The organism is Undibacterium sp., assembly GCF_030683615.1.
In the GTDB taxonomy this organism is placed as follows: Bacteria; Pseudomonadota; Gammaproteobacteria; order Burkholderiales; family Burkholderiaceae_D; genus Undibacterium; species Undibacterium umbellatum.
Window position 1 is genome coordinate 153,436 of the sequence record NZ_JAUXQE010000030.1, and the last position, 14,614, is coordinate 168,049.

Below are 14,614 nucleotides of genomic sequence, written 5' to 3' on the forward strand. Positions count from 1 at the left end.
TGCCATTTTTACTGCATTTTCGCGATTTCCCTACAAACTCAAAAAATCTGGGGGCCAGATCGATATATCTATGTTTTCTTGATGTCTGAATAACATATACTTGCTTAAAACTTCCATGATAAAAACACGCATATTTCTGAGGACAGATAATGAGGCAGGACAGTTTGGCTAAGCGATACCTATCTCCCCGGTTTTTGTTCGCTTTTTTCTGCCTGCTGAGTCTGCTTTCCTTGCTCTCCAGTTCAGCAGTCTTTGCTGCCGGTGTGCAAAGCCTGCGCTTTGAGCAAGTAGGTCGTGAGCAGGGCTTCCAGCATGAATCCGTGCAATCCATGCTGCAAGACCGCCAGGGTTATATGTGGTTCGGCACTCAGGGTGGTTTGCATCGCTATGATGGTGCCAAGGTCGCTTTTTTTCGGCATGATCCCAATCGCCCTGACAGCCTGGCAGATAACTGGGTCTGGGCCTTGCATCAGGATGACAAGGGCAGGATTTGGGTAGGCACGCGCAATGGTGGCCTGCATCGCTATGACATGGCGACCGAAACCATGGTCAGGTATAAGCCTAATCTGTCAGATATCCGCAGTTCTGGTGGAAATCAGATACAAGCCATCATCAGCGACAGTGCTGGCGGACTATGGCTTGCGACTGGCGATGGCCTGGCACATTTTGATCCCGAGAGCGGGCGTTTTCAGATCTTGCGCCATGACGACAAAGACGCCAGTAGTATTGCCAGTGACCAGGTGAATGCACTCAGCCTCGATAAAGATGGCAATTTATGGGTAGGTACAAACGCTGGTCTGAGCGTCATGTACCGTGGCAAGACTGCCTTTGAAAATTTTCGTCTCGACAGCGATGTCAGGCCTGACCCGCGCCACAATAATGTGCAAAGCCTGCTCAACGACAGGTACGGCAATTTGTGGATAGCCACGGCTTCAGGTCTGGAAGTGTGGAGCGGTGAGCGCACACAAAAAAACCGTATGGGCTTGGCGGATGGACTGGACCCAGGTCCAGTCACATCCTTGCTGGAAGACCGCGATGGTGTAATCTGGATAGGGACAGATGATGGTCTCAAGCGCAGGAACCCGGAAGACAAAAAATTCTCATCTTACCGTCATCATGCCAGCGACAGGCATAGCCTGGCTGATAACCGCGTTACCCGCTTGTTGCAAGACCGCTCTGGCACTTTATGGGTAGGCACCTGGCTGGGTGGGGCAAGTCGCACCAACCTGGCCAGCGGTGGCTTTGAGCGCTTGCTGCATTTGCCGGGCGAAGCCAAGACCCTGAGCAGCAACACAGTATCTGCCATTACCAGCACGGAAGAAGTGATCTGGATAGGTACGGGCAATGGCCTCAACAGGCTGGACAAAACAACCGGTCAGATACGGGCCTTTCATCACCAGTTGAACCAGGCAGGCAGTCTCAGTAACAGCAAGATCAGGGCCGTGAAGCTGGCACCGGATGGCAAGCTTTGGGTGGGCACACAAAATGGCCTGAACCTGTTTGATCCAGTGACAGAACGTGCCACGCATTTCCAGCATGATTCCAAAAAACCTGACAGCCTCAGCTCAAGCATTGTGCATACACTGGCTTATGACAAGGGGGGAAATCTGTGGGTGGCCAGTGATGATGGGCTCAATCTCATGCAGGATGGCAAATTCCGTCGCTATATGACCAACCCCAGGGACAGCGACAGCCTCAGTCATGGCCGCGTGGTGTCCTTATTGTTTGATCGCCGTGATCGTTTGTGGGTAGGCACCTTTGGTGGTCTCGATAAACTGGACCGCAACACTGGTCGCTTTGAACATTACCGCCACGAGCCGGATAATCCCAACAGCCTCAGCCATAGCCGCGTCTATGCAGTGTTTGAAGACAAAGCCGGCGTAATCTGGGTAGGAACAGCCAGCGGTTTGAACCAGATGGTACAAGGGGCAGATGGCAAGATCAGCTTCATCCGTTTTGGTGGGGCATTGGGCAACGATGCGACGGCCGGTTTCGCTGAAGATGATGCCGGCAATCTGTGGATCAGCACCGATGGCGGCTTGTACAAACTGGGACCTGATCGCAAGGCATTGAAAAAATACACTGCCGATGATGGCCTTATCAACGGTACCTTCACTGTGGGTGCCAGCTACCGGGATATTGATGGTGCACTGTACTTTGGTGGCTTCCAGGGGATGACCTGGTTTTATCCCGCTGCCATACGCGACAACTCCAGTAAGTTGGTGACGACGATTACTGACTTCCTGATTTTCAATCAGTCGGTGCGCGGAGGTAAATTGCCGCTAGGGGTGCAGGTCGATGGCAATATTTCTGATGCCAGGTCGATTACCCTGTCTTATAAACATAGTGTGGTTTCGATAGAATTTGCAGCACTGAATTATTCAGATCCCCTGCATTATCGCTATGCATACAAGCTGGATGGCTTTGACGAAGATTGGGTGCAAATAGATGGAGCCCATCGCGCTGCCAATTACACCAATCTGGTGCCGGGTGAATATATCTTCAGGACACGAGCTGCCACCAAGGATGGTGAGTGGAATGATGAAGGTGCCAGCCTGCTCATCACCATCACGCCACCGTTCTGGATGGAATGGTGGTTCCGGAGCATCGTCAGCCTGCTCTTGCTGGCTGTTGTGTACGTGATTTATCGTTGGCGGGTCAGGCGTTTTTCCAACCAGCAAGGCTTGCTGGAAGAACTGGTCAAACAAAGAACCGCAGATGCTGACCGTGAACGCAAACGCCTGACCGACCTGACCGATGTCTTACCCTTATCGGTATACCAGTTCCGTGAAAGGGCGGATGGTCAGAGAGAATATGCCTATGTCAGCGAGAACGTCAAAAACGTCATGGGCGTCCCGGCTGCCGATATCCTGGCCGACAAGACTGCACGCTGGCGTACCACGCTGCCTGAAGACAGGGAAGCGGCAGAAGCCAGCCTGAAGCGGGCAGTGGATGGCCGCAGTTCCAGCAATTTCCACCAGCGTGTCCTGGTGGATGGACAGGTTCGCTGGCTGCGTTCGCAAACCGTGGCTCCCAAGCGTGTCAATGGGGACTGGATATGGAATGGTTTCTGGATCGATGAAACTGAAACCTATCTGCAAAAAGACGAGTTGCGTGAAGCCAAGGAGCAGGCCGAGCAGGCCACGGTCGCCAAGTCGTATTTCCTGGCGAATATGAGCCATGAAATCCGCACTCCCATGAATGCCATCATCGGTCTCTCGCACCTGGCCAAGAAAACCCGCCTGACTTTAAAGCAGCGCGACTACATCGATAAAATCCACAGCGCCGGTACATCCCTGCTTGGCGTAGTGAATGACATACTGGATTTTTCCAAGATAGAAGCGGGCAAGCTGGATATAGAATCTGCCGAATTCGTGCTGGCTGATGTCATCGACGATGTTGCCACCATAGTCAGCCACAAAGTGGCAGAAAAAGACATAGAACTGGTATTTGATATCGACACCCATGTGCCTTCCAGCATGCGCGGTGACCCCTTGCGCCTGGGCCAGATCATTACCAATCTGGTTAACAATGCCATCAAGTTTACCGACCAGGGTTCGGTCATTATCCTGGTCAAGCAGGTGCAGGCAGAGATCGACAAGGTGCAATTGCAATTCAGTGTGCAGGATACCGGTGTTGGCATGACAGAGCAGCAGCAGGAAAACCTGTTCCAGGCTTTCACCCAGGCAGATAGTTCAACCACGCGCAAGTATGGCGGCACTGGCCTGGGGCTGACCATATCACGGCATCTGGTGGAACTCATGGGCGGTGTTATCTGGGTGGAAAGCCAGGTCGGGGTGGGCAGCACTTTCCACTTCAATTGCTGGTTTGCCTTTGCCAATGCTGCCACGCAAACCCTGTTGCCGCCACATATGCACGATCTTAAACTGCTGGTGGTGGACGACCATGATGTGGCGCGCCAGCATTTGCAAAAACTGGGACAGCAACTGGGTCTGACAGTGAATGCCGCCAACAGTGGCAAGCTGGCCTTGCATATGCTCAGCGAGGCCAGCGTCCTTGGTCAGCCCTATGACATGCTCTTGCTGGATGCCCATATGCCCGACATGGATGGTGTTGCTACCATGAATGCCATTGCCGTCAGCATGGACAAGGAAGCCCCGCAAGTGGTCATGCTGACCACCATGAATTTTGATGAAAGCACCTTACAGGCCAGGGCTTATGCGCCAGTCGCTTATTTGTCCAAGCCGATAGGCATGGCTGGATTGCTGGAAATCTTGCTACGCATCAGTGCAACTTCGCGTGAAGCACCGGACAGCAATGCAACAGTGACGCAAAGCGACAGCCGCTTTGAAGGCTTGCGCATCTTGCTGGTGGAAGACAATCACATCAACCAGCAAATCGCGGCGGAACTGATGATTGAGGCCGGCATCATTGTAGACGTGGCTGACAATGGCCGCATCGCCATCGACAAACTCAATCTTGGCAATCCTTATGACATCGTCCTCATGGATTTGCAAATGCCGGAGATGGATGGTTATGCCGCCACCACCGTTATCCGCTCTTATCCCGAATGGCTGGATTTGCCGATTATCGCCATGACTGCCCATGCCATGAATGAAGAACGGCAACGCTGTCTGGACACCGGTATGAATGACCATATCGCCAAACCGATAGACCCGGACGATTTCTTTGCTACCCTGAGCCGCTGGTGTGGGCGCCGCATGCCGGGCTATCAGGTCGATATACCTGTCAGCGCCAGCAGCAAACCGATTACCTCAGTGGCAGCACTAGCAAGCACAGCCAAACCAGTAAAAATGGAAGTGCCGGATCATGATCTGGCTATACCCGGCGTTGATGTAGCACCAGCCTTACGCCGCTGTGGACAAAACCTCGACCTGTACTTGCGTCTGTTGCAAATTTTTGTCGACAGCGCCGCAGCCACGCCAGACAAAATCAGGCTGGCGCTGGAGAAGGGGGATCGTGTCACTGCCGAGCGCGAGGCCCATACCATGCGCGGCGCTGCTGGCAATATTGGTGCGACCGAGTTGGCAGAAGTATCAACCGAGTTGGAGCTGGCGATAGAAAAGTCGCAGGAAAATGAGGCACTGATACAAAAATTCACAGCCGTCAGTGCCGGGTTGATCCATGCATTGAAGCAGGCATTGCAAGAACGAGCTGCAAAAGAAGCAGCCAGGCAAGAACAAGAAAGTGAGTTGGCAACCAAAGATGCTGATGTGACAGAATGCGCCCGTCTATTTGCCACGCTGCGCCAGTATCTGGAAGAGTCAGACAGTGAAGCGCTGGACTATTTCAATACCCATCAGCGCAGCCTGCGCCAGGCGTTGGGGACGCAGACTGAAGAATTTGTACAGTCACTGCAAGTGTTTGATTTTGAAATCGCCTTGCAGATACTTGACAGTATTGCTCCTGCAGATAGTCCGGCCTTATAGATATTTCTCCAGCATCTGCATGGTACGCGCAGTCGCCCCCTGATGCTGGAGGAAGAAGTTATAAGCCGCTTCACCCATGCGCTGGCATTGTTTTTTGTCTGCCAGCAAAGAATGCGCTTGCTGGAAAAGACTGAGCGCGCCATCAACACGGAAGGCCGCGCCGCTGGCAATAGCCTGCTCCGTGATTTCAGAAAAATTGAAGGTATGCGTGCCCGTCAGCACAGGCTTGCCCATGGCGCAGGCCTCGATGAGGTTGTGCCCTCCCATTGGCACCAGGCTACCGCCGACAAAGGCAATGTCGCAAGCGGCATAGTACATATACATTTCACCCATGCTGTCACCCAGCACGACCCGTATATCTTCGCCTATAGGAGCGATTTCCTCATGGTTCAGGCTGGAGCGGCGCAGGTATTTGATACCATGTGATTCCAGCAGGCTGGCTACATGATCAAAGCGTTGCGGGTGGCGCGGGGTGATGATCAGCAGCGGGTTGGTTTGCAGTAAAGGCACTTGCTCTACAAAGGCTTGCAAGATCAATTCCTCTTCGCCATCACGAGTACTGGCGCACAATATCACCTGGCGCTCGCCAAAACTGCGGCGCAGGGCGGCACCGCGCTCACCCATCAAAGGCGGAGGCGTCACATCAAACTTCATATTGCCAGTCACACCGGGCTGTTCTATACCCAGCTCATGCAGGCGTAGCGCATCAGGATTTGATTGCGCTGCCACGCAACTGATGGCACGCGCCGCAGGTAAAATCAATGAAGCCAGTCGCTGTGCCTTGCGCAAAGACTTTTCTGAAAGGCGGGCATTCACCAGCGTCACCGGTATGGACTTCGCCTCACACTGGGCGATCAGGTTGGGCCAGACTTCTGTTTCTATCAAGATGCATAATTGCGGCGAAAAATGACGCAAGAAGCGCAGGATCATCCAGTTAATGTCGTACGGCAAGAACGCCTGTTGCAGGCGCTGGCCTACATCGGCAAACAGCTTGCCACCGGTCTCACGTCCGGTGGCTGTCATGTGCGTCAACAAGATGCGGTGTTCAGGGCAACGTGCCAGCAGGGCGCGTATCAGCGGCTCTGCCGCACGGGTTTCACCGGCGGAGACGGCATGTACCCAGATTGTCGGCATGCTGGCAAGTGTGGTATTCGCTGGATAAAAGCCCAGGCGCTCGCCTATATGCTGGCGATAGCCAGGCTCAAGACGGCCACGCCACCAGAGGCGGAACAGGGCAAACGGCAGGGAAAAGCCCCATACCAGGGAGTAAAGAAGACGCATGCTTTATGTCCGACGGAAATTCACCAATACAATACCAGCACACACCAGTACTGCGCCCAGCGCAAAACGCGGGCTAATGGGATCGTGCATAAGAATGACACCAGCGGCCACGCCGAACAAGGGTGTCAGGAAAGAAAATACAGAAAGACGTGATGCCAGATAACGCCGCATCAGCCAGAACCAGGTCAGGTAACTGGCAAAAGCAATCACCACCGTCTGGAAGGCTAGGCTGATGATGCTGGTCATATCCCATTGCGCAGGCAGACTCTCGCCACGCAGCAATACAAAAGCCAGCAAGATCACGGCACCTACCGCTAACTGGTAAAACAGGGTGGTGGTCGGCTCAGCTTCAGACAAGCTGGATTTGCGTATGGTAATTGTGGTCGCTGCCCACAGCACTGCTGCCGCAACGCCAAAGCTGTCACCGATGAGCATGCCAGCCACATCACGCTGGCTGCTGCTGAAGGCCCCAGAGAAAGCAATTGCAACCCCGGCAAAGGCAGACAAGATACCTATCCATTGAGTTGATTGCAAACGTTCCGCCGGGATCAGCCAGTGCAGGCCCAGCACTGTAAAAATAGGGGCTGTATATAAGAACACCGACATATGCGAAGCCGTGGTGTACTTCAAGCCCAGCGATATGCATAAAAATTCTATGGCAAACAAGACACCCGCAGCGATACCAGGCCAGACATGCTTGTCACGCAAAGAAAATGGAATCTTTTTGATAATTATCAATAGCAGCACCATCGCCGCCGCCAGGCCAGAACGCAGTCCCAATTGCATGCTGGCACTTATTACCGGGGCCGCCAGCTTGACAGCCACCTGCTGCAGACCCCAGCACATGCAGAGCAAAAGCATAAGCGAAATGGCAAAACCATCCAGATTTTTACGATGAGCAGACATCAAGCTTGGGGAGTGTTGGCGAAGAGGGGGGAATATACCTGAAAACGGTACACAAGGGTGCATGTCTTGCCTGGACTAAATGCAGCGATGAGCATGTATTTTTGCAATTTAATAAGAAACCAACGCCAATAAACCAGATGATTAATTTTCTGATAAGTAGCATTTATGCCCCTGCAGACTGCACTTTTGATAAGGCAAAAACGCGAAACAGTCGCTCCTGCACTGGCAAGAGGCAACTGGGCTTGCCCTCCTGTGGCGATTGCCTCTACACATGCAGCTTGAAAAAAGAGAAAGCTGAACAAGCTACTTTGCGTTTCTACAAAGCCACTCCCATAAAATGATATCCTATGCCTCTTAAACAACATGTAAGGACATGTTGAACCACCCACCATCCTGGAAATGAACAGATGAGCACAGAACTCTTTTGGCAGGCACTGGCAAATGCTCAGCCACAATTGCAGAAAATGGAAATCCGCGATGTGATGGAAACCATCAATACACTGCTTGAACCCCGCTTTCCCAAGCTGGCTGCTGAGTTGCAAGGCAGGGATGAAGACGGCGTATATGATCTGATCATCACCGCTCACGGCGCAACAGAGCATTTTCAGGATGTCATGACGCTCACGCGATCAGCACCCAAACTGGCCATGTTCCCCAATGTGATTGCCTTCAGGGCTCGTGCCGAAATGGGTGAGTTTGGCATCAACATGGATAATTTCAGCCTCAACCCGGCAGATATACTGGTCAGCCATTATGCAGATGCAGGCAGGGTGGGTTTGCAATTGTGGTTTGCCAAGCCCATACCGCAAGACATGGTCGATCATGCCAGGCATATGTCCTTCATCCTGCTTGATCATGCCCTGGGTGAATATGATTTTGCCATCAAGATAGGCCCGGTGGAATTCATGGAAGGCGAGGCCGCTCGAGAAACCGTCAGCCTGGCTGCTTTCCCGGCAGTGCTGGACAGCTACTGGCGTGATGAGCTTGGCCATACCGCCTTGTTCCCCACAGGTGAAAATGAATGGACAGGCTTTGAGCTGGTCAGCAACACCGACCCTGATGACAAACTGCTGGTACAGCGTAATGACTCCGCCATGGCGCTGGTCGGCCGGGCAGATATGCTATGGCGTGTGCAAGTCGATGTTGTACTAGATCATAAAGATGATCTGGAAACCGCGCGCGAATTTGAAGACCAGCTGGAAACCCTGCTGACCCAAACACAGGAAGGCATCACCAGTCAGATCACCCTGCATGGCAATGTACGCAGCATGAACTGGCATGTCAGCGACGTGGAAACTGCCCTGGCCAAGGCACATAAACTGGCACAAAACTTTGCCCCGCTGGAATTTGATATCAGCAGCGAATTTGACCCGCAGTGGCAAGACTATCTGCGCTGGGTTTCCTGAAAAGATATCGCCTGATAGCAACCTGAACAAACTATTTTTAAGAACTGGAACCATCTTGACTACCGTAGCCATCACACCACAAATTCAAGCCAGCAACCAAAGCCCCTTCGTCCTGTTCGGCGGCATGAATGTGCTGGAATCCAAAGACATGGCTCTGCGCGTTGCCGAAGAATACGTGCGTGTCACCAGCAAGCTGGGCATACCCTATGTTTTCAAGGCCAGCTTTGACAAGGCCAACCGCTCTTCCATCCATTCTTACCGCGGCCCCGGCCTGGAAGAAGGCTTGAAAATATTTGAAGCCATTAAGGCAGAATTTGGTGTACCTCTGATCACAGACGTGCACGAGCCATGGCAAGCTGCACAAGTGGCAGAAGTGGTCGATGTCCTGCAACTGCCAGCCTTCCTGGCACGCCAGACTGACCTTGTTGTGGCGCTGGCCAAAACCGGCCGCGTCATCAACATCAAGAAACCACAATTCCTCAGTCCTTCCCAAGTACAAAACATCGTCGAAAAATTCAGGGAAGCAGGCAACGACCAACTGATACTCTGCGACCGCGGCACCTGCTTTGGCTACGATAACCTGGTAGTCGACATGCTGGGTTTTGCCGTCATGAAAAAAGTGACGAACAACCTCCCTGTCATCTTCGACGTTACCCACGCTCTGCAACAACGCGAAGCTGGCGCAGCAGCCTCTGGTGGCCGCCGCGAGCAAATCGTCGAACTGGCGCGTGCAGGCATGGCGACTGGTCTGGCAGGCTTGTTCCTGGAAGCACATCCTGATCCGGCGCAAGCCAAGTGTGATGGTCCTAGCGCTCTGCCGCTAGATAAGCTGGAACCTTTCCTGGCGCAGTTGAAATTGCTGGATGATTTGGTGAAGTCGTTTGGGAAGTTGGAGATTTGATATCAACTTCCTGTTCTGAAATATTTTCTCGCTCCGCATTCGTTCTTATATAAAAATGCTTAAAAATAAAATTTCCATTTTTCCTGTTCTTTCATTTACTCTGCTAAGTTTGAGTTGGGGAATATCCGATGCAGTGGCGCAAAGTGCTACCAAAAGTGACTTAAGCAGCTCAATTGGCCCAAACATAAAACCGGTTGCACTTCCTCTGGGAATAGTCTCATTTGATCGTTGCAAGAAGCCAGAATACCCACGATCTGCATTACGTGATGAATTGGTGGGAAGGACAGAGATGGATTTAATCGCAGATGCGGATGGGAAAGTGATAATCGCAGAAGTCGCACGCAGTAGTGGCTGGCGTATCTTGGACGACGCTATTGTAACTACAATGATGGGATGTCAAATTTTTGACAACCCCAAAGCAGAAAAGACTTTTGGCAGAGCAGCATATTTCTGGCGACTTGAGGCTGAAGGTAGTTCATACAAGCCGGCTGAGGTGTTGACTGCAACATGTAACAAGTCCGAGTTTGTCAGCCTAGCAAAAAATAATGAGCCAGGGCGTGGCATTGTCGTTGGCGTCTGGTTGAATAAGGATGGTGGTATTGAGAAAACCAGTCTTGAGTGGTCGCTTGCACCAAATTTGAATCAGGAAAGTGTCAAACTTGCCAGTTCTTGCAAATTCAAGCCTGCATTCGATGCAGTAGGAAATCTGGCTTCGGTCATTTCACTGCGACTCTTGCCCCTGCGATCTAAGTAGGTGCGGGCATTATCCGTAAATGCTTTACGGTAAAGGTGTTTAAAGATCTATGTTTGCAAACCTTGATCATCTTTACCGCTTTCCCACTCGGGCCGCTATCGATGCACTAGCACTACGTTTCAATCTACCCAATACTAAAAATATGCAGGATTGGGAGTATGAAGTTGCTGATGCAAGCAGGATAGATGAATTTCTTGCCGCCTATGATAGTGGCGAGTTGAGCGAAGACGAAAAATTCACGCTGATGTCTATGCTCTTGCAGTCATCTTGTGACGCCATAGATAAAGACAGGAAGTTTTTATACAGTGAGAACTGGAAGCATTTTCTGGACGTGCTTGAACTAGACATTCAAATTCATATTCATATTGTCTGGTATTGGTCATGCACCGATCTCGACGATTTGAGTGACGCTTGGTCGATTACCCCATTCATTCGCCCTATTCTTTTGAGGCATCAGGAAAAATTTTCAACCATTGGTTCGCCCATTGAGTTTACTTAAACTGGCTTGATAAGCGAATTGCTTTTTGCTTTGACCTGCACGTAAATTTCTTGCGATGCCTGATCAAAATATTTGAGCAAGGCTGGGCACAACCACCCTTCCATATCCAGTTCTTCTGAAAAATACCAGTTGCCGTCGCAGTCTTCCCTGCGCCACGAAAGTTTTATCTGATGACCGGGGAACGCGTTTGCAGAGAACAACATGATGAAACCTGATTCCGGATCAGGAATCGTGGCAACTACCTGATCTATCATGGTGTCAGCACCACTGACGAAAGGTTCTTGCAGCAGGCCTACGCGTTCATCATCAAATACCCACATGTCGAGGTATTTATAGGGAGCGATTACGTTGATGGCATTCATTTTTTTTGCTTACTAAATTTGAGTTATTTACGGAAGAGTAAATTAATTCGCTTTGGGTGACAATGATTTAGATCTGTCGCATTTATTTTTTAATGAAGTAGTTATCTGATCAACTAAAAAACATGAATGTCGGTTGCGATGACGTTGTTTTTGACTTTTGCCGTTCCGATGTGTCGATGCCTTTGATGCGAGGCAGAAAATGGAAAAAGAAAGGCCGATGTTTGAGCGTAGCGAGTTTTCGGACTTTCCCATTTTTTGACTTGCAGCAAAGTGGACCCCGAAGGGGCAGCGACGCCTCGGTCGCCTTTTTTCGCTTACCTTTTTTGGCGAAGCAAAAAAGGTGAGTAGCTGCCGGGCTACCCCCGGCTGGCGATCTTAAATGACTTACGAAGATATTTGAAAATCTAGTTCGTGAAATTCACAAGTCTGAAATTTATCAATTTCACAGTATGCCACGAACGTCGCTGGATTCCAGCTAAAACCACGCTGGAATGACGTGGCTGAGGTTGGCGGATTATTGAACCATCATGGAAATTACTACTTGTTTGTTGATCCTAGCAATATGCCAATCGCGCCTCGAACCTTGTCAACAGTCGCAGGCTCCCCATTATCCCCAAGATTAATAATCCTGTCCGACCAGTTACCCTCAGTCTTCCAGCGCGGTGAAGCGCAATAGATTTCTATGGTTGGGGTTTCGTAAGCTGCAGCGATATGCGTCAAGCCGGTATCTACACCAATGGCAAGGCGTGCCTTTTGCGCCAGCAGGGTTGCTGCCTGCATGGATAGTGCAGGCAGGACAGTCGCATTAGGCATGACGGCCGCCATGGCTTCAGCCTCAACTTTTTCTGCAGCACTGCCCCAGGGTAGCAATATCGGTAAATCGTAGTTTTTTAATTCGGGGGCAATCGCTTGCCAGTTTTCACGCGGCCATTTTTTTGACGCACCTGCAGTGCCGTGGAAGAACACCGCATATGGTGTAGTTGGCAGCCATGCACGCTGGTCAGCGGGTATCTCTGGCGCCTGCAAGCTGAAGCTGGCAGGTGTATTGACGGTATAGCCACCAGCAGCAGCGGCGACGAGGCGGCCGCGCAAGACGGCGTGGGTGCGCTTGTCTACCGGTACGCTGACGTCGTGGAAAATTCTGGAAATGCCTTCATAACCTGAACCCTCAGTACCATTTGCTAATCCGACTTTTTTGCCACCTTTAACGGTCCTGGCCAGGCCCATGATGATGCCGGTTTTCAGCAAGCCCTGGGTATCGAGTACCAGATCATATTGCTCTTGCCGTAACTGGCGAAAGAAATTCTTGATCTCTTGCCGCGTTGCCGCCTTCCCCAGACTCTTGCGCCAGCGCCGCAGCGCAAACGGGAAGACCTGATCGACCCCAGGATTGAGCCGCACCAGTTGCACATAGGCTTCTTCAACCACCCAGTCTATACGCGCTTGCGGGAACTGGCGACACAAGTCATCCACGATGGGCATATTATGCAAAACATCGCCCAGGGACGAGACACGAACAAGAAGGATTTTCACTTGGATAGTAGATACGGGTGAAGACCTAACTGCTCACCACAGAGACACTGAGACACAGAGGAGCACAGAGAAAAACTAAAGATGTGAAGAGTTCTTACTAAACACCCTTATCTCAAAAGATTTTCTCCTGCCTTTCTCTGTGTCTCGGTGTCTCTGTGGTGATCTTTTCGGTCTTGGAAATTAATATGGCAAGACAGCATCCGGCTTCACAGCCAGCACAGCCTGTTTCATCGCACCTTGTATGCGTGCCAGTGCTTCGGGACTTTCGGCTTCGAAGCGCATGACGATGACAGGGGTAGTATTAGATGAGCGGGCCAGGCCGAAGCCGTCCGGGTATTCAACGCGCAAGCCATCGATGGTGATGATTTCGTCTGAGCCAGGGAAGTCGGCATTCGCCTGCATGGCGGCGATGATTTTGAAGTTTTCACCTTCGGCCAGTTGCAATTGCAGTTCTGGTGTCGAGGTGGATTGCGGCAAGTTGTTCAGTGTGGCTGTCATGTCAGCCACGCGGCTGAGCAGTTCCAGCAAGCGGGCACCTGCATACAAGCCATCATCAAAACCATACCAGCGGTCTTTGAAGAAGATGTGACCACTCATTTCGCCACCAAGCGGTGAGCCGGTTTCGCGCAACTTGGCCTTGACCAGGGAATGACCGGTTTTCCACATCAGCGGCACACCACCGCGTGCCTTGACCCACGGAGCGATGTGGCGTGTGCATTTGACGTCATACAAAATCTGCGCGCCGGGGTTGCGTGTCAATACATCTTCGGCAAACAGCATGAGCTGGCGGTCAGGGTAGATGATCTGGCCATCCTTGGTGACGACACCAAGACGGTCGCCATCACCATCAAATGCCAGGCCTATTTCTGCATCAGTGGTTTGCAGGCAACGTATCAGGTCTTGCAGGTTTTCTGGATGGGCAGGGTCAGGATGGTGGTTAGGGAAAGTGCCATCAACTTCGCAAAACAGTTCTATGACTTCACAACCCATGCCGCGATACAACTCACCTGCAAACGCGCCAGCCACGCCATTGCCGCAATCGACGGCAATTTTCAAAGGGCGGGCAAGTTTGACGTCGCCAATGATGCGCTCAAGGTAAGTCGCCTTGATATCATGCGTGCGGTAGTTGCCGCTGCCTTGTTTGAAGTCTTTGTTCAGAATCGTTTGGTACAGCGCTTGTATGGCATCGCCATAAATCGCTTCGCCTGCCAGCACCATTTTGAAACCATTGTAGTCAGGCGGGTTGTGGCTGCCGGTGACCATGATGCCGGAGGCAGCACCCAGCACATTGGTGCCAAAGTACACCATGGGTGTGACCACCACGCCCAGGTCGATGACATCGACGCCAGTCGATTGCAAACCCTTGGCCAGCGCGGTGATCAGGTCAGGGCCGGACAAACGGCCATCGCGGCCTATGACCACGGTTTTTTCACCTTTGGCGATGGCAGCGCTGCCAAAGGCCTGGCCTATCAGGTGGGCAACTTCTGCATCCAGGGTTTTGTCGATGATGCCACGGATGTCGTAGGCTTTGAATATGCTGGGGGAGAGTAGGGACATGATT

Annotated in this window: 10 protein-coding genes; 5 read left to right on the top strand and 5 right to left on the bottom strand. The window is 51.8% G+C overall.

The genetic code is table 11. From position 1 onward, the window contains the following. The first annotated feature begins 230 nt into the window (after positions 1-230). Positions 231-5,411: a two-component regulator propeller domain-containing protein gene (locus Q8K39_RS15155; protein WP_305261426.1), complete on the top strand. Its 5,181-nt coding sequence runs from the start codon at positions 231-233 to the stop codon at positions 5,409-5,411. Here the strand turns inward: Q8K39_RS15155 and waaA are convergent. Then, positions 5,406-6,692, bottom strand: a complete 1,287-nt coding sequence (gene waaA, locus Q8K39_RS15160; protein ID WP_305261427.1) for a lipid IV(A) 3-deoxy-D-manno-octulosonic acid transferase — start codon at positions 6,690-6,692, stop codon at positions 5,406-5,408. The genes Q8K39_RS15155 and waaA overlap by 6 nt on opposite strands. Before the next feature lie 3 nt (positions 6,693-6,695). Then, complete coding sequence (locus tag Q8K39_RS15165; protein WP_305261429.1) at positions 6,696-7,598, bottom strand: DMT family transporter; 903 nt, start codon at positions 7,596-7,598, stop codon at positions 6,696-6,698. Positions 7,599-8,005: 407 nt separating this feature from the next. On the opposite strand from Q8K39_RS15165, the gene Q8K39_RS15170 reads away from it, so the two are divergent. The 4 genes from Q8K39_RS15170 to Q8K39_RS15185 are packed head-to-tail and all read left to right on the top strand — an operon-like array spanning position 8,006 to position 11,158. Then, positions 8,006-9,004 carry a hypothetical protein gene (locus tag Q8K39_RS15170; RefSeq protein WP_305261431.1) on the top strand — a complete coding sequence of 333 codons (999 nt, stop codon included), beginning with the start codon at positions 8,006-8,008 and terminating at the stop codon, positions 9,002-9,004. Positions 9,005-9,059: 55 nt separating this feature from the next. Beyond that, positions 9,060-9,905: a 3-deoxy-8-phosphooctulonate synthase gene (gene kdsA / locus Q8K39_RS15175; protein ID WP_305261433.1), complete on the top strand. Its 846-nt coding sequence runs from the start codon at positions 9,060-9,062 to the stop codon at positions 9,903-9,905. A gap of 55 nt (positions 9,906-9,960) precedes the next feature. Further along, positions 9,961-10,659, top strand: coding sequence for an energy transducer TonB (locus Q8K39_RS15180; RefSeq protein WP_305261435.1), 699 nt, complete (start codon positions 9,961-9,963; stop codon positions 10,657-10,659). 49 nt (positions 10,660-10,708) lie between these two features. After that, positions 10,709-11,158: a hypothetical protein gene (locus Q8K39_RS15185; protein WP_305261437.1), complete on the top strand. Its 450-nt coding sequence runs from the start codon at positions 10,709-10,711 to the stop codon at positions 11,156-11,158. Here Q8K39_RS15185 and Q8K39_RS15190 read toward each other — a convergent pair. The 3 genes from Q8K39_RS15190 to Q8K39_RS15200 all read right to left on the bottom strand — a co-directional run bounded on the left by Q8K39_RS15190 (position 11,155) and on the right by Q8K39_RS15200 (position 14,610). Beyond that, positions 11,155-11,520 carry a DUF6717 family protein gene (locus Q8K39_RS15190; RefSeq protein WP_305261439.1) on the bottom strand — a complete coding sequence of 122 codons (366 nt, stop codon included), beginning with the start codon at positions 11,518-11,520 and terminating at the stop codon, positions 11,155-11,157. The two genes, Q8K39_RS15185 and Q8K39_RS15190, sit on opposite strands and share 4 nt — an antisense overlap. 537 nt (positions 11,521-12,057) lie before the next feature. After that, a complete protein-coding gene (gene waaC, locus Q8K39_RS15195; RefSeq protein ID WP_305261441.1) occupies positions 12,058-13,053 on the bottom strand; it encodes a lipopolysaccharide heptosyltransferase I in 996 nt (331 codons plus the stop codon). A 180-nt stretch (positions 13,054-13,233) separates the two neighbouring features. Next, a complete protein-coding gene (locus Q8K39_RS15200; RefSeq protein WP_305261443.1) occupies positions 13,234-14,610 on the bottom strand; it encodes a phosphomannomutase/phosphoglucomutase in 1,377 nt (458 codons plus the stop codon). Positions 14,611-14,614: the final 4 nt, after the last annotated feature.